This window comes from Pantoea sp. RCC30.1, assembly GCF_058148845.1.
Genome location: NZ_JBXUHX010000001.1, coordinates 462,484 through 482,947, shown reverse-complemented (window position 1 = coordinate 482,947; position 20,464 = coordinate 462,484). Strand labels below are relative to the sequence as shown.

Annotated in this window: 14 protein-coding genes; 6 read left to right on the top strand and 8 right to left on the bottom strand. The window is 56.0% G+C overall.

What is annotated here, in order from left to right; translation table 11 throughout:
- Positions 1–11: 11 nt before the first annotated feature.
- Both AC2LB6_RS02255 and fdhF read right to left on the bottom strand, forming a co-directional pair.
- Entirely contained in the window at positions 12–497 is a 486-nt protein-coding gene (locus AC2LB6_RS02255; RefSeq protein WP_490092245.1) for a helical membrane plugin domain-containing protein, read from the bottom strand.
- Entirely contained in the window at positions 497–3,469 is a 2,973-nt protein-coding gene (gene fdhF / locus AC2LB6_RS02250; RefSeq protein WP_490092244.1) for a formate dehydrogenase subunit alpha, read from the bottom strand. Before fdhF ends, AC2LB6_RS02255 begins: the two co-directional genes overlap by 1 nt.
- Positions 3,470–4,245: 776 nt before the next feature.
- On the opposite strand from fdhF, the gene AC2LB6_RS02245 reads away from it, so the two are divergent.
- Entirely contained in the window at positions 4,246–6,189 is a 1,944-nt protein-coding gene (locus AC2LB6_RS02245; RefSeq protein ID WP_490092243.1) for an autotransporter outer membrane beta-barrel domain-containing protein, read from the top strand.
- Between the two features lie 497 nt (positions 6,190–6,686).
- Positions 6,687–7,307 (top strand): response regulator transcription factor, encoded by a 621-nt coding sequence (locus AC2LB6_RS02240; RefSeq protein ID WP_490092242.1) that lies wholly within the window; start codon positions 6,687–6,689, stop codon positions 7,305–7,307.
- Between the two features lie 28 nt (positions 7,308–7,335).
- Here AC2LB6_RS02240 and AC2LB6_RS02235 read toward each other — a convergent pair whose 3' ends face one another.
- The 5 genes from AC2LB6_RS02235 to AC2LB6_RS02215 form a co-directional block, all read right to left on the bottom strand.
- Positions 7,336–12,876, bottom strand: coding sequence for an AAA family ATPase (locus tag AC2LB6_RS02235; protein WP_490092241.1), 5,541 nt, complete (start codon positions 12,874–12,876; stop codon positions 7,336–7,338).
- Positions 12,876–13,259, bottom strand: coding sequence for a response regulator transcription factor (locus AC2LB6_RS02230; RefSeq protein WP_490092240.1), 384 nt, complete (start codon positions 13,257–13,259; stop codon positions 12,876–12,878). Before AC2LB6_RS02230 ends, AC2LB6_RS02235 begins: the two co-directional genes overlap by 1 nt.
- Positions 13,260–13,302: 43 nt before the next feature.
- The gene (locus AC2LB6_RS02225; RefSeq protein WP_490092239.1) at positions 13,303–13,557 is read right to left on the bottom strand and encodes a XapX domain-containing protein; all 255 of its coding nucleotides are present in this window, start codon (positions 13,555–13,557) and stop codon (positions 13,303–13,305) included.
- 2 nt (positions 13,558–13,559) lie between these two features.
- Entirely contained in the window at positions 13,560–13,784 is a 225-nt protein-coding gene (locus tag AC2LB6_RS02220; RefSeq protein ID WP_490092238.1) for a XapX domain-containing protein, read from the bottom strand.
- Between the two features lie 62 nt (positions 13,785–13,846).
- Positions 13,847–14,539, bottom strand: coding sequence for a hydrolase (locus AC2LB6_RS02215; RefSeq protein WP_010670331.1), 693 nt, complete (start codon positions 14,537–14,539; stop codon positions 13,847–13,849).
- A 287-nt stretch (positions 14,540–14,826) separates the two neighbouring features.
- Here AC2LB6_RS02215 and AC2LB6_RS02210 point away from each other — a divergent pair, with 287 nt between their 5' ends.
- Genes AC2LB6_RS02210 through AC2LB6_RS02195 form a run of 4 tightly spaced genes read left to right on the top strand, consistent with a single transcriptional unit; the run spans position 14,827 to position 19,614 of the window.
- Positions 14,827–16,704, top strand: a complete 1,878-nt coding sequence (locus AC2LB6_RS02210; protein WP_490092237.1) for an amidohydrolase — start codon at positions 14,827–14,829, stop codon at positions 16,702–16,704.
- Positions 16,705–16,706: 2 nt separating this feature from the next.
- On the top strand, positions 16,707–17,129 hold the full coding sequence (locus tag AC2LB6_RS02205) for a DoxX family protein (RefSeq protein ID WP_490092236.1): 423 nt from the start codon (positions 16,707–16,709) through the stop codon (positions 17,127–17,129).
- On the top strand, positions 17,116–18,744 hold the full coding sequence (locus tag AC2LB6_RS02200; protein WP_490092235.1) for an MFS transporter: 1,629 nt from the start codon (positions 17,116–17,118) through the stop codon (positions 18,742–18,744). The genes AC2LB6_RS02205 and AC2LB6_RS02200 overlap by 14 nt, the downstream gene beginning before the upstream one ends.
- Before the next feature lie 48 nt (positions 18,745–18,792).
- Positions 18,793–19,614, top strand: coding sequence for an alpha/beta fold hydrolase (locus AC2LB6_RS02195; RefSeq protein ID WP_490092234.1), 822 nt, complete (start codon positions 18,793–18,795; stop codon positions 19,612–19,614).
- Between the two features lie 41 nt (positions 19,615–19,655).
- Here AC2LB6_RS02195 and AC2LB6_RS02190 read toward each other — a convergent pair whose 3' ends face one another.
- Positions 19,656–20,381: a pirin family protein gene (locus AC2LB6_RS02190; protein ID WP_490092233.1), complete on the bottom strand. Its 726-nt coding sequence runs from the start codon at positions 20,379–20,381 to the stop codon at positions 19,656–19,658.
- Positions 20,382–20,464: the final 83 nt, after the last annotated feature.

The window sequence follows — 20,464 nt, the reverse complement described above, 5'->3', positions numbered from 1 at the left end:
CGAAGGCAGAACTACTCCCGGCTGGGCTTGCCACTGAAGCGTGTAACCGGCTTCTCCTCTTCACGGTCGATCTGCTGTGAGAAGACCTCCAGCGCCGCGAAGATTGGCCGCAGTCCGCGCCACAGATCCTCATCATTGAGTAACCGGATGATGCCGCGGATGCCCGGCGCGGCTTTTTCCTGCCGGGCCTCATCGCTCGCCGGTTTAACGGCCATCGCAGCATCACGCACCGCCAGTAGCAAGTGATTAAAACGCTCTGGCGGCACGCTGCCCAGCGTCATCATCAGCAGCGAAAGATTCTGTAGTGCGTTCTGGGTGCCGGGCTGATTAAGGCCCGAGACCAGAATTTTCCCCACTTCGATGTTTGACTTAACCAGGTCGTTCGCCAGCCGCAGAAAACCGTGCTGGTGGAGATTTTCAAGCAACTCATCCATCTCCTGCCGTGCGGTCCGCTCGGTGCGGGTCGGCGGGACCTGATACTTAATCCGTTCTGCCATTAGAATTTCTCCGGTTTTTCGACATGTTCAGGCGGTTCGCGATAGCCAGACTGCTGCCATTTCTGCTCAATCGGCAGGTGATCCAGTGGCGTTCGGTTACCGTGGCGGAAATTGTGTAACGGCACCGGATTAGGCTGCGGACGGCGATCAACCCGCTTCATGTTGACGGCGATCTCTTTATAAGCGGGCGTATTGACGTCGGGATCGTGATGCTCACCGGTCAGCGCGTTGACGCCATCCTTGCCATGATGAATCGGCATAAACAGTACGTTGCCCGCCACGCGTTCGGTGATAACCACCGGCACATCCAGCGAACCGCGCCGCGAGGTGATACGCACCCACTCTCCTTCAGTCAGGCCGCGTGAGGCCGCCAGCTCCGGTGAAATCTCAACAAAGGCATTGGGCGATAGCGACATCATGCGGCCACCCTTCCCGGTCTGATTCGTCGACTGGAAATGCTCCAGCATCCGGCCATTATTCAGCAGCAGATTGTACTCCGTATCCTCCTGCTCAGCGGGTGGCTGCCAGCTCAGCGGATAGAGGCGCGCTTTACCATCCGGGAAATTAAACCGTTCCGTATAGAGACGGGGTGTGCTTTCGCCTGCGGCGCTGACCGGCCAGAGCTGTGACTGCCAGCCAACCAGTTGCTCATAGCTGACGCCCGCGAAAATCTCTGCAATGCCCGCCGCTTCAGCCATAATCGCGCCCGGATTCGGGTAATGCCACGGATGACCAAGGCGCGCGGCAAGTTCAGTAAAGATCTGCCAGTCAGGACGACAATCGCCCAGCGGTTTCATGGCGGGGGAAAAGTGCTGGATGCGCCGCTCGGTATTCACAAACGTGCCCTCTTTCTCCACGCTGGGTGCACCGGGCAGCACTACATCGGCAAATTCGGCGGTGCGCGACATAAATATGTCCTGAACCACCATAAATTCCAGCTTGCTGAAGGCGTCATGCACTGACGTGGCTTCAGCATCTGCAAATGCCGTCTCTTCTCCGGTGATGTACATCGCGCGGATTTTGCCTTCACCGGCCTCCTGCACCATTTTGAAGTTATCGGCGCCCGGCTTGTCGGAGAGTGCATCAGGCGAGACGCCCCAGGCACGCGCCCATTTCTCGCGCGCCGCAGCGTCAGTGACTTTTTCATAGCCCGGATAGAGATTGCTCAGGCAGCCGAAGTCACTGGCACCCTGCACGTTGTTGTGTCCGCGCATCGGAAAGCCGCCGGTTCCCGGCCGGCCATAGTTGCCGGTGACCAGCAGCAGGTTCGACAGCGCCGTACTGGTGTCAGCTCCGTGGCTGTGCTGGGTAATCCCCATCGCCCACAATATGCAGGCGCTTCCTGCCTGGCCGATCATCTCCGCCGCGTTCGTCAGCTCTGTCATGCTCAGTCCACAGATCTCACTGGCAAAGGCCAGCGTAAAGGGAGCAAGTGAGGCGCGGTACTCTTCAACCTGGTTAACCCGCTGCGCCAGAAACGCGTCATCGGCATAACCGTGATCGAACATATATTTCGCCATCGCCGAGGCCCAGACCAGGTCCGTGCCGGGTCGGATGCGCAGATAGCAGTCAGCCCGTTCCGCCATTTCATGACGGCGCGGATCAACGACCAGCAGTTTCTGGTCGCGATGTTTGTGGCTCTGCTTAATGTGCGACGCAATCACCGGATGGTTCTCGGAGAGGTTGCTGCCGACCAGCACAATCAAATCAGTTTGCTGCAGATCTTTTATCGTTCCGGCATCGCCACCGTAGCCCACGGTGCGGAAAAGCCCTTCTGTCGCCGGGTTCTGACAATAGCGCGAGGAGTTATCGACATTGTTAGTGCCAAAGATTAAACGGGCGATTTTCTGAGTGAGATAGGCTTCTTCGTTGCTGGCCTTGCTGGAGCCGATAAAGCCAATCGCATCGCCACCATATTTCCGGGCAACGCCCTGTAAACCTTCTGCAACCCGCTGCAAAGCTTCATCCCAGCTGGCCGGCCGGAAGCGACCGTTTTCGCGGATCAACGGGGTCGTCAGGCGCTCCGGGCTGTTGACGAAATCCCAGCCAAATTTACCTTTGACGCAGGTCGATATGCCATTAGCCGGGGCTTCCGCGACCGGCTGAACTTTAAGGATGTGACGATCGCGGGTCCAGATTTCAAAGCTACAACCTACGCCGCAATAGGTGCAGACCGTTTTGGTGCGTTTGATCTCAGACTGGCGCAGCGCAACATCGATTTTCGAAACGCCGGTAATCGGCTCCATGCCGATGCTGTTTTCCATCGTTTTGACGAAATCGATTAACGGACGCTTAAGCCCCTCATCCATTGCAGTGAAGGGACCTGCATCGGGCTGCATGGTTTTTTCCATCAATGCATTACATGGGCAAACTGTGATGCAGTGTCCACAGCTGACGCAGCTGGAACCGGCAATTTCTGTGCCGCCATCCCAGAGTACACGCGGATGTGCCTGGGTGTAGTCAATCGACAGCGTCTCATTGACCTCGACATTCTGGCACGCCTCGACACAGCGCCCGCATAAGATGCACTGGTCGGGATCGTAGGTGTAAAACGGGTTGGAGTGATCTTTCGCGTAAGGCTTGGGCTGATGAGGATAGTACTGAATCGGGATGTGCATATCGGCCACGGCATTATGCAGCGTGCAGTCACCGGTATTGTGCTCACAAACGGTACAGTAAAGCTCATGACGGTTGAGCAGCCGATCCATACCCTCCTGCTGTGCGGCCTTGAGCGAACTGCCTTCGCTCTGTACCGCCAGGCCCTCTTCAGTGCGAAGCGTGCAGCCGCGAACCCGCTCGCCATTGGCCTCTACCCAACAGACATCGCAGCTTTGCAGCGGCGGCAAGGCCGGGTGATAGCAGACATGAGGTAATTTTTTCCCGTGAGCGTCCAGAAAGTCGATCAGCGGTTGATCGGCTAACCCTTTCAACCGTTCACCATTGAAGACAATGGTGCAGTAATTTTCACTCATATAAGCCTCATGACGACAGTGCAAAAAGATTCCTGCTGGAAAAATACCCCTGTATTTAGAGGGTTGCATCACAAGCTTAGTGAGGATTAGCCACCGCGCCATCAATACCGCTACGCTTATTAAGGTTAATTGCTGACAGGTAAGGATTTTTAAAATGTAATGACTTCTTACCGCGTGAAGTCCGTCGTGTTTTTCTGATGCATCAGTCACGGATGTGAGCGGCTCTTTTTGTGGTGTTAAGCGATAACTGCTCGATGGCTGAGGTTATAATTAAATCTTCTCAAATAAGGCATGTTGTAACTATAATAATAAACATTTCTGAAGCCCCCGTGCGAGGATACGCAGACGGCTTAGCCTGGCGCTTTCACTTCGTCAGGCATTCATAGCCCGGTGGCTCCATAATCAGAATTTTCACTGGTATGTTAAGCCGTGCTTGACATTTGTAAGGATTCCGTTAATTTCGCACGGTGCCAGGACGCACAGATAAAAGACTCTATAAACAGGGATGACAATGAAAAGCCGCGCAATCTACCCTCTCTTTGCATTTACCCTGCACGCTTTACGCTGCGTGTTAACGACTGATTCCCTTTTCTCTGATTCACCGCCATATATTGCGCGGCTGGAAGCTTATTGTCTGGCCTGCAGGGAGCCGATAAATAATCGACCGGGAAGCGTCAATTAACTATTCCGCATAACTTCATCCATGTTTCAAATAATCAGCACTGCGCTGATGCTGCACAATTATTTTTAAATTAATTCTTATAGGGATGTAAATCATGAACGCTTTTAACCACAAAAAAACCACCCTTTCATTAGGGGTTGCCTCTTTCATTATCAGTCTCTCCCCCGCTGCCTGGAGTGCCGGGGCATACTACGATACACAAATCATTTCAGGCACCACTTATAACGATGCGGAACTCTCTTTAACTCAGCTCCCCGCTGTAAACAACATCACCCTGACCGGAGAGAGCAATTTATATATTCAGGGCGACGGGTTGGCTACTGAGACGCTGGTTACTGATAACTCTCGTATCTCACTGGTCCGTTATGACAATGATAATCAGTCTGCTAACCCTGCTATCCGCAACACCACCGTGAGTGGCTCAGGCGTAATTGAAATGGGTACGGGTTCCGTCTCTACGGGACAGTTGTTTATTGGCCCGCAGGCTGAATTAGATATTTCAAACAACGATATTAACTCAACTGACGTTACCGTTAATTCTCCGGTTTCTGGTGCGAATGTTTATATTGAAAACCTGACCCTGGCAGGCTCAATGGAAATTGGTCCGGCCTGGATCGGCGATGGTGACGATGGTGATGCACCGCTGCCGGATAAAGTCGGACCGGAACTGGTTACGCGTATCGATAATCTGGTCATGCAGCCCGGCAGCCGTGTTGGCCTTGCTGCCTATGCCTCTGGCGCGCAGTTCAATCAGCTCGCGTTAAAAAATCTTTCCGGTGAGGGTACTTTTTATCTTACAACCAGCCTTGCCGATGCGGTAAGTGACAGAATAACGGTTTCTGAAAAAGCGACCGGACGTTTTGGAATCGTTGTTGACGATACCGGTCGGGAAATTGCTAATCCCCGCAATGTGCAACTGGTTTATATCAACAGCGGCGATGCGCGCTTCAATTTACTTAATAATGGCGGCGTTGTTGAGGCGGGTGTCTGGCAATATAAGCTTTACAGTAAAACCGGGAACGGACATACCGAATGGTATTTAGCCGGTGGCAAACCGGGAGAATTACCGTCGCAGGAAACGTCACGATTGGCAGACGCTTTGCAGCAGGCAAGATTTGCCCAGCCGCAACTAAGTAATAGCGCTCAGGCGGTCATTAATCTGGCTACCGCACCCAGAGTTATTCTGGATGCTGAAACCAGCACGCTGCGTCAGAGAATGGGCGACCTGCGCCGCCAGAGTGGCGATACAGGCGTCTGGGCGCGTTACATTAATCAGAACTCCCGCCTTGATGACAATGGCTACAGTACATTTCGTTCTTCTCTGAATGGCATGCAGATCGGGGCTGATAAACAGCGCGAGATCGGCAACGGCACGCTGTTAATGGGTGCTTTTACCACTTTCAGCAAGACGACAATTCAGTCTGAACACAATGATAACGGGAACATTCGCAGTTACAGTGGCGGCCTGTATACCACCTGGTTTGATAACAGCGGCTTATATGCCGACCTGCTGGTGAAAGCTAACCATCTCAACAATGAAGTGACCACCAGCATGAACGGTGGAAGCCGGGTCAAAGGAAACTATGACCAGAACACCTTCACCACAGCCGCCGAAACAGGTTACACGCTGGCATTAACCGGGCCGTTCAAAGTCACACCTTATGGCAGGGTGGCATACTCGCGCATCGGAAAAGCAAACTACAACCTGGATAACGGTATGGCGGCAAAAGTTCACGCCGCCGACAGTGTTCAGGGTGAAATCGGTACGCTGCTTGAGAGCGAGTTCAGCGTGCTGGACCACAGCGTGCGACCTTACGCCAAAGTTGCCGCTGCCCGTGAGTTCGTTAAAAGCAACAAGACAGAGATCAATGATGTGGCTTTCAACACGCACTATTCCGGCAACGTAGGTAAATATGGTATCGGCTTAACCGCTGATGTTGCTCCTAATGCCTCGATCTATTCTGAGGTGACCTACCAGAAAGGTAATAAGGTCGAAACCCCTGTTTATGCAACCGCAGGCTTCAGATTGAGCTTCTGATAGCCCTCAGCGCCCGCCATGCACTGAACCGTTCAGGGCATGGCTTTTATTAGATGCCGCTGAATTGCCCCGCCCTCATCTGCCGTACCGCTTAACATCTGAATTAATTTCGCACTGTCACTTTCTTGTTGCGTATTAAGTTCTGCTGAAACGATGTAATCCGGCAAACCGGCGTATGGACTATTTCCGCACCTGCAAGGCACTATTCTCCTGGCCGTTATTAAGTGACTTATGAATGGCACGAATATGGCGTTTAAATGACAAAGCACGACACTCACAACGAGAATTCCTACACAGCTACATGATTCAATGCTCATGATTTAACCATATCAATCAGTAATTTATCTGAATTTTAATAAGCCGTTAATTATAAGATGATAATGATTACTGTTATGGTAATATCCTGTTAACCCTGCCCGACGCACTCCCATCAGGGCCTCTTTGCGCGTCATGCTTAATTAAATGATCAGTAAAACTCTGGCTGAAATGAGGTCCTTATGAATCCCATCGTATATATCGTTGACGACGACGCGGCTGTGACTTCTGCACTACGTAATCTGCTTACCGCCGACGATTACACGGTTATCTCTTTCTCTTCAGCTGATGATTTCCTGGCACACGCTGTGACTCCACTTCCCTGTTGCCTGATTCTGGATATTAATCTGCCCGGCGCAGATGGGTTTGATGTCGCCCAGGCGTTGATCGATCGCGGCTATGCCATTCCCACGATCTTCCTGACTGGCTTCGGAACCATCCCGGTCACGGTGCGGGCGATGAAAACTGGCGCTTACGAGTTTCTGACTAAGCCCGTTGATCCTGAGCGTATTTTGCAGGCGGTTTCGGAAGCCTTACAGATTGCAGAGCAGAATCTGGCCTCTTCTGAAGAGCGGCGTGAGATAGTGCAGCGACATCAGACCCTTACGCCACGTGAAACCGAGGTGATGATGCTGGCCATTAGCGGTCTGCTGAATAAGCAGATCGCCGCCGAAATGGGCGTCAGTGAAATTACGGCTAAAGTCCACAAACGACGGGTGATGGAGAAGATGAATGCACGCTCGCTAACCGATCTGGTCCGGGCGGCAGAGCGGCTTAACATTGATCACAGCCGACGCCGCTAAGGCCAGGCAGACATCCTGCTCCACTCGCTTATCCCAGCGGCAGTGTAAACCAGAAACAGCTCCCCCCTTCCGCGCGGTTCTCTGCGCCTAATTCACCGCAATGCTTTTTGATGATCCCTTTGCTGATGGTTAGCCCCATGCCCATGCCGCCTTTTTTCGTGGTATAGAACGACTCAAAAATCCGTTCCCGCACGTCGTCAGGCAATCCGCAGCCGCTATCCCGCACCTCAAAGCGCAGAGTATCAGGAGTGGGATTCTCTGATGATAGGCGCAACAGCGCCGCACGCGGCAGATCGTCCGACATGGCATCGATCGCATTGATCACCAGATTCAGCAACACCTGCTGAATCTGAACGCGGTCGCAGAAAATATCTGCCTTCGCGGCCCGCAGTTTTAGTTCCAGCGAAATCCCGCGTCGTTCCAGCTCAATCCGGGAGAGCGCCAGAATATCGCGGGCAATCAGATGCAGGTTTTCCGAAGCAAAACTCGACTCATGATTGCGGGTCAGCGCCTGAAGACCACGAATAATCTCCCCGGCACGTTGCCCCTCTTTGATAATTTCATCCAGACCGCTGCTGGCATTTTCCAGCATCAGCGGTTCCCGCTTCAGCCAGCGAAGGCTGGCGCCCGCATTGGCCACGATCGACATTAACGGCTGACTGATTTCGTGGGCAATGGACGCGGTAAGCTGCCCGACGGTGGTGGCACGGGTGACTCGGGCCAGATCCGCCTGCGCCATTCGCGCGCTATCCTCCGCCAGACGTTGCGAGGTGATATCGGAAATGGTGCCGAAGTACTCCTTCACCTCGGGGAAATTGTCTACCGGCTCACCGATGCCTTTGATATAGCGGCATTCACCATCCGGCCTGAGCACCCGGAAATCAGCCTCCATGCTGCGTCCCTGACTGACGCTGTGCGTCACCAGTTCGCTGATGCACTCATAATCATCGGGATGAACGCGGGTCAGGAAGTCTGCCATCGACAGCCCCTTCTGTTCGGCTGGCAGCCCCAGAATCCGGCCATACTCTTCAGAGACCATCATCATGTCCTCCGTCACTTCCCAGCGCCAGGTGCCGGTATGACTGATCTTCTCGCCCAGCATCAGTGAGGTTTTGCTGGCACGCAGCTGTTTCTCAACCTGCCGACGATGGTTGTTCTCCTCCAGCAGCTCCGCGTAAAGTCGGGCCGTCTCAAGGGAAACCGCCGCCTGCGCACTCAATGTTTTCACGATATGGGAGTGCTCAGCGGTGAACGCATCGGGCATCAGGCGGTTTTCAAGATAGAGTACCCCGACCATATTGGCCTGTCTGAACATCGGTACACAGAGCACCGCTGCACCCGAGGCGACCAGGTAAGGATCCTGACTGAACGGACTGAACGTCTCTGGTTTGCCGGTGCGAATCTCCTGGCCGGTGCGGATCACCGCTGACAGTATCGATAGCGGCAGGTCGGTCGCGTCGGGCCGCTCTTTAACAATCTGCACCCGCACGCCATCGGCCGTGCTTTCCGCCCAGGCCTGCGTCTCTGGCAGATTGCCATCCAGAATGCGGATAAGACGACACCGCTGGGCACCCGCCCGCTCCAGCAGCATCTGCATCAGGGTATGAATCAGCCGATCCAGATTGATCTCTTCCGTCAATGCGCGCACGGCGGTCAGGACACTTTCCAGATCATAGAAAGCGGCGTCCTGAGTGAAAGGAATGGTCGTTAGCGCGCTGTTTTGCACCGGCGCGGCCAGATGCGGATAGTGCTGCTCCAGCTGGCGCACCATCGCCTGTGCTCCCCAGTTCTCCCAGCTGGCCATTGCCGCTTTAATGTAGGCATCTGCGGCTGTATCGAGCTGCAAGGCTTTGCAATAGCGACCCGCCAGCTGATTTGCCAGCGCATGAATGTGCAGATATCCCGACTGCCGCGAGAGACGGATTGCATTTTCATACTGCTTCAGCGCCTCGCCCGTGTCGCCGCTGAGTCGGGCACACTCTGCCTTCACCAGGGCATATTTGTCCGCAAACAGACCGGGATTGAGGTCAGTCCAGCCGGCAAACTTATCCAGATGGCTTCGCAGCGCGTCGCTATCAGCAGTTTCAGGCTGATGACTCAGGGACAATGCACTGTAAAAATGCTGATCCATCAGGAAGATGTAAGCGGGCACCGCGCTGATCAGTGGCTGAATGTCTGCCAGACAGCGAAGCGCATTACCGTATTCACCGGCATAGAAATAGGCCATTCCCCGATACAGTCCTGCCCAGAACCGCACCATCGCTTTAGGGCCGGAGATCGGTCCTGGCTCACTGCCTGCCACCAGCGGCAAAACCTCGTCGCGCTCGCCTGCTCTGAACCCATTACTGTTACGCAACTGCCTTACCAGCTGCTTCTGCATCAGCAGCACATTCTCGACGTCGGGATAAACCGTTTTGCGGGTAAAGGCGAGTCCGCGCTCAATAGAGGTCATCACCGACTCCAGGTGATCGCCGCGCGTCAGCGCGTTCATGATCTGATGTCGCAATGAGAGGCAGGCAAAGGAGCGATCGCCGTGCCTTACCGCGACGCGAAAAGTTTCACGGGCGCATTCGACGGCGACATCCAGCGGCTGTGTCCAGATCCCCACCTGATCCAGTGGCAGCAGCGTACGGGCTTTATAGCGGATAAAGTCATGCCGCTCCACCAGCTCACGTGCTACCTGGCCACAGGCATAACTCAAGTGCCAGGCCTGATAGCGTTCGCCCGTCAGCACACTGAACCAGGCCAGACCAAACGCAGAAGCGCCGGTCATGCCGTGCTCCAGCGTCATATCCAGCATCCGGCAGACCAGAATCAGATGCAGCTGCGGGCAGTCGTAGGCAGAGACAAAAATGGTGCTGGCCATCAGGTTAAGGATCGACTCAATTTCGGGATTGCTGTTCAGTGGCAGCCCGGCAAAAGCAGACTGCGGGGAGTCGCCAATGCGAGTCCTGAGCGCCAGCCAGGCGGCGTCGATCTGCGCGTCATCAGGATCCCGGTTGAGATGCACACCAAAGACAGCCAGCCAGGCCAGCGCGGTTTCCAGCGCCAGATGGTTGTCAGACTGCCGCATGTGAATTTCCGCCGAGAGACAGGCGGCCATCGATTTTTCAGTGAGTGTGCCCGGCTCATTCAGCAGTCGGGTACAAAGCGTTTGCGCGGTAGTAAGATTACCGTGCAGAAACTCGCACTCCGCTTCATCGAAGCCCAGCATAAAGTCATTGTCGGAAAACATACGCTGGCTGAGCCGCTGGGCGGTGCGCAGATAGCGCAGCGCCGAGAGATAATCCCCGGCACGTTTCGCCGCCTGCGCAGCGCGCAGACAGAGGGGATAGTAAAGTTCACGGTCAGCAATACTGAGCGGCAGTTCAGCAATCATGCCAATATGATAAACCGCGCGGAACAGGGTCTCACTGTTATCGGCGGTAACAACCGCTGCTGACAGCCAGGCCGCCGCCTGCTGGTGAAGATGTTGTTGCTGCCGGAGGTCGGGCAGCAATAACGCCGCGTTGTGCACGCGATCGTGAGTAAAGGCATAGTGCACACCAGTCAGGTTGATGAAACGACTGCTGACAGCTGGCTCGAGCTTTTGCTGAATCAACGTCACGGGTGTCGCGTTGAGATGACCTAACAGCGACAGCTCGCCGCTGGCCCCCAGACAAGCCAGCGACCCCAGCAGCTGACGTGTGCTCTCCGGCATCCGCGTCAGTTGACTTAACACCAGCGAGGCCACATTGTCGGTGTAGTGACGCGCCATCAGCGCCTGGCTGTCGTAATGCCATTTCGGTGGATTCTGATGTAAGTTAATCACCCCATCATCCACCGCCTGCCGGAAGAACTCCTGCACAGAGAGCGGATTACCACCGGTTTTCTCAAAGAGTATCTGTGCCAGCTCGCGATTGCCGCCGGGACGGGTATGCAGTCTCCCCGCCAGCCAGCGGCCGATGCTTTTAACACTCAGCGGCTGCGGCATCAGCGCGACTACCCGTGGTGCGGCGGCTCTGATGCGCAGCAGAAACCCGGCAATCATCGGACAGGGCATCGAATCGCCCTCCCGGAAGGCGAGCACCAGCATAAACGGCAGATGCTCATTACGGGTTATCAGGTTTTCCAGCAGTTGCAGCGTGGCATTATCTGCCCAGTGAACATCATCAATCAGCATCACCAGCGGACGGCCAGGCGTGGCAAAAGCATGAATAAGCGCAGAGGCCATCTGATTAAACTGCTCGCGGGCGTCCGGGGCATGCCGCACGACCGGCTGTAAGGCCTGGATATTCAGCAGCTGTTTTAACTCAGGCACCAGCTCAATGGCTAAATCGGTATACCCACCCAAAATCCGCAACAGTCGTCCCCGCCATTTGCTGACTTCCTGAGCCGATAATCCCAGCAGGTAAAGCGTGACCGTGCGAAACGCGGAGGCCACTGCGGCATAGGGTACGGCCGGCGAATGTTGATCGGCTTTGCTGGCGGCCAGCAGAATCTGTCGGTGCTGCAGGGTTTTCAGGGCGGAAGCGATAATGGCAGATTTACCCGAGCCGGGCGCACCACTCAGCATCACCAGACTCTGCGTTCCGGTGTGGTTGACCGACTCCAGCGTCGTCAGCAATGCGCGGGCCTGCGGATGCAGAGTGAACAGCGTCTCGGGCCGGAAGCTGGTGCTGAACCGCTCCTGCAGACCGGGCGTAAAGGATGCGATGGTATTCTCCGCTGTCAGCGTTGCCTGGCAGCGGCGCAGATCGGCCATCAGCCCCTGCACGCTTTGGTAGCCGTCAGCGGGTGACTTTGCCAGCAGACGCAGCAGAATCACCGAGAGCATCGGCGGCACATCCTCTCTGACCTGTTCGGCTGGCCGGGGCGCGCTGGCGATGTGATGATGGATCCACTCCGCTTCTCCCGCATCCGGTGAGCCAAACGGCAGCTTACCGGTCAGATATTCATATAACACTACGCCCAGGCTGTAGAGATCGCTGAGGCTGCTGACCGGATGCGGCGTGCGGCCAGTATGCTCAGGTGACATATAAGCCAGCGTGCCGCCGGTGGCGCGCAGGTTGTTTTTCTCTGCCGACTGCGCCGCCAGCGAGGCAAGTCCAAACCCGCCCAGTCGGAACCGGCCATCGTCAGTGATAAAAAAATGACCCGGCTTGATATCCCCATGCACGATGCCCTGATGATGCGCCTGACCGAGCGTGTAGCAAAGCTGCAACGCAACCTGCAGGAAGTCGGCGATTTTGTCGGGAGGGGTCGCGAGATTGTTAGCCAGGGTGCGAAACGGAAACGTGGGGTAAATCAACGCATAACGGTTGAGGTAACGGGTGGTACCGGTGGCGGTAATGGCCCAGCGGGGAGAGAGATACGCCGCTAGCGCGCGCTCATTTTTGAGTTGTTGGGTCGCCTGAAACGTGACGTCGTCACTATTACCGGTGGCAATGAGTATTGACTCGCCAGACGTCCGGCGCGCCAGCATCCAGAGCAGACAGCCCTCCTGTGCCAGCGGCATCAACGTGTCAAAATTTTCAATCGCGATCCCTGCGTCGTCACTCTCCTGGAAATTAACCGAAAGAAGGCTCATCAGCGCACATCTCCCTGAGATAACTCGCAACGGATCAGTGTCAGCAGCGTATCAATATCAATCGGCTTTCGCAAAAAAGTCACAGCGCCCAGCGCAATGGCATACCACAGCGTGGTTTCTTCCAAATCTGCCGAGATAAAAATTACCGGCGGCAGATCGGCCCGCTGCTTCAGGAGGGTAAAGAGCTCAAAGCCGGACATGCCCTTGAGGCCGACATCAATGATCAGCATGCCCGCCTCAGAAAGCGCATCCTCATCGCTCAGCAACGCCTCACCGGATTCAAATAATCGGGTTGAATAGCCGTCTGAATGCAACAGATTGCTCAGTCCACTGCGGACCGCGCGTTCATCATCAACAATGACAATACGCCGGGAGAGCGCCATGCAGGTATCCTCTGGAACGCCTCACCGTGCGACACGCGAGGACTTAAGGGGTGTTATCGCCATCGGGTGGCGGTGTCCCACTGATTTTTGGCACGCACTCATGGCGGAACCACTTGAGCGTTACCGGCTGTCGCCGTAACAGACGTTTAGCCAGCGGAATTAACTGTTCGCCCACCAGCATGCCAAACAGCCCCACCAGCGCAATAATCGGCGGCGCCGGAGAGTGAACGTTGATCAGGGCATAGATTACCCCGGCGAGCAGGCCGATCGCGAGAGAAAAAATGTAGGATTTCAACATGTTCAGCTTATCCGGAATGAGGATTGAACGGGCGGAACATCGGGCTGCTGCAGGGCGGTCGCGGGCTTTTCAGCGGGCAATACCGCCTGCATCAGCGCCCCACCCAGCAACATTCCCAGCAGGCCTACCAGGGCAATCGCAGGTGGGGCCGGTGAGCGTACCTTAAGCAGACCATAAAGCAGGCCAATCAGCACCCCGGCTGCAAGGGAAAGAAGTAATGGATTCATGACCAGCTCCTGTTGTGCCACTCTGCTGACCGGCAGCTCTCTGCCGGTCAGCAGGACGCCGCTTAGCGAACCGGTGCGTGCACCGGTGCCAGGGTACGGTGTTCACTTTTCTGACGTGACGGCGCTTTATGCACCATGGTGTAGGCGTAATCCACACCAATGCCGTAAGCACCTGAATGCTCTTTAGCAATGTTCATCACCGCATCGTAGGTGTCACGATTGGCCCAGTCACGCTGCCACTCCAGCATCACCTGCTGCCAGGTTACCGGCACTACACCCGCCTGAATCATGCGCTGCATCGCGTAGTCGTGTGCTTCTTTGGTGGTGCCGCCAGACGCATCCGCCACCATATAGATTTCGTAATCGCCTTCCAGCATCGCGCAGAGCGCAAAGCTGTTGTTGCACACTTCGGTCCAGAGGCCAGAAACCACCACTTTTTTCTTCCCGTTTGCGGCCAGCGCATCACGCACTTTCTGGTCATCCCAGGAGTTCATTGAGCTGCGCTCCAGAATATCCTGACCCGGGAACACATCCAGCAGCTCCGGATAGGTGTGACCTGAGAAGCTTTCGGTTTCTACCGTGGTGATGATGGTGGGGATATTGAAGACTTTCGCCGCCTTCGCCAGCGCAACGGTGTTGTTTTTCAGCACCTGGCGGTCAATGGATTGCACACCAAAGGCCATCTGCGGCTGCTGGTCGATGAAGATAATCTGGCTGTTATGTGGCGTGAGGACTTCAAGTTTAGCGTTGGACATGCGTTCACCCATAGAGGTTATGTAACGAAATTTCCGCCAACCGGCGCGGTGCAAAATGACGGTCAGTGCAGGTTTATCGCCCTGCTGCTGGCTGTCTGGTCGCAGTGTAGGGCGACCTGCAACGGCAAACTATTATCTCTGCGTATAACTATACGAAGGTATAGGTATCCCTCTGTATAACTAGACGACCCATTAGCCCGCTCACCATAATCCGGCTCATTCGTGCCCTGTTATCTGCGGCACTTCCTGTCCCGCGCTAAGCCGGACACCCCCGTTGAGGAGCATCTATGGTTACGCTCGGTAAAGCAGAACTGATACTGACACATGGCAAATTTCATACCGTTGACCGCAGCAATCCGGTGGCAGAAGCGGTTGCGATTCGCGATGGTAAGTTCGTTGCGGTAGGCACGCTGGCAGAGGCGATGGAGTTTCACTGCGACGGCACGAAAGTAGTCGATCTTAAGGGACACACCGCCGTGCCGGGCCTGAACGATTCACACCTGCATCTGATTCGCGGGGGTCTGAATTACAATCTTGAATTGCGCTGGGAAGGCGTGCCGTCGGTTGCCGATGCGCTGCGGATGCTGAAAGAGCAGGCGCTGCGCACGCCATCACCGCAGTGGGTACGTGTCGTCGGTGGCTGGACCGAGTTCCAGTTTGCCGAGCGCCGGATGCCGACGCTGGATGAGATCAACGAAGCAGCCCCAGACACGCCGGTCTTCGTGCTGCACCTTTATGACCGTGCCCTGCTCAACCGCGCCGCACTGAAAGTGGTTGGCTACACCAAAGAGACCCCGAACCCGCCGGGCGGTGAAATCCAGCGCGACAGCAATGGCAATCCCACCGGCCTGCTGATCGCCCGTCCCAATGCGATGATCCTTTACGCTACCCTGGCGAAGGGGCCGAAACTGCCGCTGGAACAGCAGGTCAACTCCACACGCCAGTTTATGCGCGAGCTGAACCGTCTGGGTCTGACCAGCGCGATTGATGCGGGCGGCGGCTTCCAGAACTATCCCGAAGATTACGAAGTGATCGCTGAGCTGCATCAGAAGAAGCAGATGACGCTACGTATCGCCTACAACCTCTTCACTCAACGTCCCGGTCATGAACTGGAAGATTTTGAGAAGTGGACGGACATGCTGACGCCAGGCCAGGGCAGCGACTATTTCCGTCACAACGGCGCAGGCGAAATGCTGGTCTTCTCGGCTGCTGACTTCGAAGATTTCCTGGAGCCGCGTCCGGATTTAGCGCCTGGCATGGAAGACGAACTGGAGCGCGTGGTGCGTCATCTGGTAGAGCATCGCTGGCCTTTCCGTCTGCATGCGACCTATGACGAGTCGATCAGCCGGATGCTGGATGTGTTCGAAAAAGTGAATCGTGATATTCCATTCAATGGTCTGCACTGGTTCTTTGACCATGCGGAAACCATCACTCAGCGCAATATCGATCGTATTAAAGAGCTGGGCGGTGGCATTGCCGTGCAGCATCGCATGGCGTTCCAGGGTGAATACTTTGCTGAGCGCTACGGCATTGAAGCTACCCGCCACACCCCGCCGGTTCAGAAAATGCTGGCGACCGGCATTCCGGTCGGACTCGGCACCGATGCAACCCGCGTTGCCAGCTACAATCCCTGGACCGCGCTCTACTGGCTGGTTTCGGGCCGAACCGTGGGTGGCATGCAGATGTATGATGTCAGTGCCCGCCTCGATCGCGAAACGGCGCTGATGCTCTGGACCCAGGGCAGCGCCTGGTTCTCCAGTGAACAGGGTAAAAAAGGTCAGATTAAAGTGGGCCAACTGGCGGATCTGGCGGTGCTGAGCAAAGACTTTTTCAGCGTGCAGGAAGAGGAGATCAAAGGCATCGAGTCGGTGCTGACCGTGGTGGACGGTAATATTGTCTATGCCGCGGGATCGTTCAGCGCGGATGCACCGCCTGCTATTCCGGTTCTGCCTGAGTGGTCGCCGGTGGTGAATGTGCCGGGTCATTATCGCAGTGCCCCGCCGGTTGCGCAGAGCCGTGCAGGCATGATGCCCGCCGTCCATCACTGCAGCGGCCCGTGCGGTGTTCATCGTCACTCGCATGAGATCGCGCGGGATTCCAGCGTGCCGGTCGCCGAAGATAACGCCTTCTGGGGCGCGCTCGGCTGCAGCTGCTTCGCGTTTTAATCATGAATAACGCTATCGCTCTTTCGCCCCGTATCAACGCGGGGCTGTTCTTCCTGCGCCTGACCGGCAGCCTGCTGCTGTTACAGGTGCATGGGCTGCCGAAAATTCTGCATTTCGGCGAAGAACTGACGCGCATCGAAGATCCCTTCGGGCTGGGACCGATGATGAGCCTGCTGCCAGCTATCGTGGCAGAAGTTATCTGCCCGATTTTTATCATTCTCGGCTGGGGAACCCGTATTGCCTGCCTGCCGATCATCGCGGTTCTGCTGGTCGCAATGCTGGTAGTCCACTACGGCTGGTCACTGGCGGAAGGTCAGTTCGGCTGGCTGCTGCTGATTATCTTTACCACGCTGGCGCTGACCGGGCCAGGCGGCTGGCGCATCGGCGCGGCGAAACTTCAGGGGGTCCGTCATGGCACAGGTTAATGATATCCACCAGCTGGAGCAGGAGCCGCCCGAGGCGCGGCCCGCCAATGAGGTTTCACCGCTACAGCCACTGCGCCAGCCTGTGTTCCGCATGCTGTGGATCGCCACCGTGGTCTCCAATATCGGTTCATGGATGAACGATGTCGGCGTGAACTGGACCATGCTGACGCTGAGTGCCGATCCACTGGCCGTGGCCCTGGTGCAGGCAGCCAGCAGCCTGCCGATGTTTCTGTTCGCGCTGCCTTCCGGCGTCATGGCGGATATCGTTGACCGGCGTAAATATTTGCTGTTTTCCCAACTGTGGACCTTTACCGCCGCCGCCGGACTGACCGTGCTCGCCTGGACCGGTCATGTGACACCCGAAGTGCTGCTGGCCGCTGCCTTTTTGCTGAGCGCGGGTGCCGCCATGAGTTCGCCGCCCTTCCAGGCGATCGTGCCGGATCTGGTGACCAAGCCGGAACTCGGGCCTGCCATTGCCCTTAACTCACTGGGCATTAATATCAGTCGCGCCATCGGACCGGCCCTGGGTGGGTTGATCCTGTCGTTCACCGGCCCCTGGATGGTCTTCCTGCTCAATGCGTTGTCGGTGCTGGGCGTCACCTGGGTGCTCTGGCGCTGGAAAGCGGAGCCGAGCGTGCAGCGCCTCCCACCCGAGCACTTCTTCCCGGCGGTAAGGGCGGGTCTGCGCTACGTTCACGCGGCACCGGTATTGCGTAACGTGCTGGTGCGAACCTTCTCGTTCTTCCTGTTTGGCAGCGCGGGCTGGGCATTGCTGCCGCTGGTGGCACGCCGTGAACTCGGTCTCGGCCCTGGCGGCTACGGCATCATGCTGGCTTGCATCGGGGTCGGCGCAATTACCGGCGCGGTGCTGCTGCCGCGTCTGCGCCGTCGTCTGAGCTCCGATCGCCTGATGGTGGTCGCCAGTCTCCTCTTCGCCCTGACTATGCTGGCGCTGGCCTATGTGCGACACTTCTGGCTGCTGAATGCGTTTGAGTTCTTCACCGGTTTTGCCTGGATTGCGGTGCTGTCGACGCTGAATCTCGGCGCACAGCGCAGCGCCGCGAAATGGGTGAAAGCCCGCGCGCTGGCGGTCTATCTGACGGTGTTCTTCGGCTCCATGACCGCCGGCAGCGCGCTCTGGGGACAGCTCGCCTCTCACTTCAGTATTCCGCTGTCACTCTGCATCGCCGCGCTGGGCATGGTACTGGCCAGCAGCACCGTCTGGCGCTGGCGGCTCGATCAGGATCCCGATCTCAATCTCGATATGGTTGGTGATGGCGTCAATGCGCCTGTGCTGGATATCCGTCACGAACGCGGGCCGGTCATGGTGAATTACGAATACCGGATTAATATTGATGATGCACATGCCTTTACCGTCTGCATGCAGGATATGCGGCGGGTCAGGCGTCGCGGCGGCGCCATCAACTGGTCACTTTATGAAGATATCCTGCAGCCTGGCATTTTCGTTGAGACGTTTGTGGTCGGCTCCTGGGTCGAGCATCTGCGTCAGAAAGAGCGCTACACCATCAACGATAAAAAGATAGAGCGGCGGGTTTTCGCATTTCATCAGGGTGAACATTCACCTGAGGTTCGCTATCTGGTGGCGCCAGTATGACTGCCGCTACCTTGTTTTCATCCATCACGTCATACAGAGGGCAATACCATGAGCACCTTTAAAACGACCGACGGCACACAGATCTACTTTAAAGACTGGGGCACCGGTAAGCCGGTTCTGTTCAGCCACGGCTGGCCGCTGGATGCCGATATGTGGGACAGCCAGATGAACTTCCTGGCGGAGCGAGGTTATCGGGTTATTGCGTTTGACCGTCGTGGTTTTGGTCGTTCTGATCAGCCCTGGACCGGTAATAACTACGATACCTTTGCTTCTGATATCAACGATTTAATCACCCATCTCGACCTGCAGAATGTGACGCTGGTTGGTTTCTCAATGGGTGGCGGCGACGTCACGCGCTATATCGGCAGCTATGGCAGCGATCGCGTCGCGGCACTGGTGCTGCTCGGTGCCGTCACGCCAATCTTTGGCAAAACGGCAGACTACCCGCAGGGTGTCGATATGTCGGTGTTTGAAGGGATTCGTGATGGCCTGCTTAAGGATCGCGCGCAGTTTATCAAAGAGTTCGCTACACCGTTTTATGGGACCAATGCCGGACAGACCGTTTCTGATGGCGTCATGACGCAGACGCTGAACATCGCGCTGCTCGCTTCACTGAAAAGCACCGTTGATTGCGTCACCGCTTTTGCTGAGACCGATTTCCGTGCTGACGTAGCGAAAGTGAATGTGCCGACGCTGGTGATTCACGGCAGCAACGACCAGATCGTGCCGTTTGAATCTACCGGCAAAGTCGCGGCGGAGATGATTGAGGGTGCTGAACTCAAGGTTTATGACAATGCGCCGCACGGTTTTGCGGTGACGCATCAGGATCAACTGAATCAGGATCTGCTGGCGTTCCTTAACGCTCAGTAATGCAAAAAAAACTGCGCGGTGGAAGCCGCGCAGTTTTCGTTTTAACGGGTTGGATGATTCACTTCATTCGGACGCAGATCGAATAACAGCACCTCCGCCCCTTCACCGTGACTGAAGGACAGCGTTTTCTCATCGCGAACCCGCGCACCATCTCCGGCATTAAACTGCAGGCCATTGACTCTGACACTGCCGCGCGCCACATGAATATAGGCGTAGCGATCGTCCGGCAGCGTGATTGTCTGCTGCTCGTCCCCCTGAAACAGTCCCGCATAGATGCGAATATCCTGGCGCACCCGTAATGCCCCATTTTCACCTTCCGGCGAAATAATCAGCCGCAGATTACCGCGTTTATCCGCTTCGCTGACCGACATCTGCTGGTAGCCTGGCGGGCTATTTTTCTCTGCCGGTACCACCCAGATTTGCAGAAAATGAACGCCCTCGGTGCCCGAGTGGTTGAACTCGCTGTGGGTCACACCGCTGCCAGCGCTCATCAGCTGCACGTCGCCTGGGACAATCACCGAGCCGGTGCCCATCGAGTCTTTATGCTCCAGTGCGCCTTCCAGCACATAGGAGATAATCTCCATGTTGCTGTGCGGATGGGCACCAAAACCACGTCCTTTGGCAACCCGATCATCGTTGATCACCAGCAGATCAGAAAAGCCCGCTTGTTTCGGATCCCAGTAGTTTGCAAAAGAGAAGGTGTGACGTGAATTCAGCCAGCCGTGATCGCCCACACCGCGTTGTTCTGACAATCTTTGCTCAATCATATTCTGCCCCTTCGTTGATTCGGGAAGTGCGAATGCCCTTCGATGGAGACAGCATATAAGTAAACCTGACAGCCACACAATGG

Bases quoted from the DNA above. Each gene is read 5' to 3' on its own strand.
- AC2LB6_RS02220 (WP_490092238.1), bottom strand. From the start codon at position 13,784: ATGAATCCATTACTTCTTTCCCTTGCAGCCGGGGTGCTGATTGGCCTG.
- AC2LB6_RS02245 (WP_490092243.1), top strand. From the start codon at position 4,246: ATGAACGCTTTTAACCACAAAAAAACCACCCTTTCATTAGGGGTTGCC.
- AC2LB6_RS02205 (WP_490092236.1), top strand. From the start codon at position 16,707: ATGAATAACGCTATCGCTCTTTCGCCCCGTATCAACGCGGGGCTGTTC.
- fdhF (WP_490092244.1), bottom strand. From the start codon at position 3,469: ATGAGTGAAAATTACTGCACCATTGTCTTCAATGGTGAACGGTTGAAA.
- AC2LB6_RS02240 (WP_490092242.1), top strand. From the start codon at position 6,687: ATGAATCCCATCGTATATATCGTTGACGACGACGCGGCTGTGACTTCT.
- AC2LB6_RS02210 (WP_490092237.1), top strand. From the start codon at position 14,827: ATGGTTACGCTCGGTAAAGCAGAACTGATACTGACACATGGCAAATTT.
- AC2LB6_RS02225 (WP_490092239.1), bottom strand. From the start codon at position 13,557: ATGTTGAAATCCTACATTTTTTCTCTCGCGATCGGCCTGCTCGCCGGG.
- AC2LB6_RS02190 (WP_490092233.1), bottom strand. From the start codon at position 20,381: ATGATTGAGCAAAGATTGTCAGAACAACGCGGTGTGGGCGATCACGGC.
- AC2LB6_RS02200 (WP_490092235.1), top strand. From the start codon at position 17,116: ATGGCACAGGTTAATGATATCCACCAGCTGGAGCAGGAGCCGCCCGAG.
- AC2LB6_RS02230 (WP_490092240.1), bottom strand. From the start codon at position 13,259: ATGGCGCTCTCCCGGCGTATTGTCATTGTTGATGATGAACGCGCGGTC.
- AC2LB6_RS02255 (WP_490092245.1), bottom strand. From the start codon at position 497: ATGGCAGAACGGATTAAGTATCAGGTCCCGCCGACCCGCACCGAGCGG.
- AC2LB6_RS02195 (WP_490092234.1), top strand. From the start codon at position 18,793: ATGAGCACCTTTAAAACGACCGACGGCACACAGATCTACTTTAAAGAC.
- AC2LB6_RS02215 (WP_010670331.1), bottom strand. From the start codon at position 14,539: ATGTCCAACGCTAAACTTGAAGTCCTCACGCCACATAACAGCCAGATT.
- AC2LB6_RS02235 (WP_490092241.1), bottom strand. From the start codon at position 12,876: ATGAGCCTTCTTTCGGTTAATTTCCAGGAGAGTGACGACGCAGGGATC.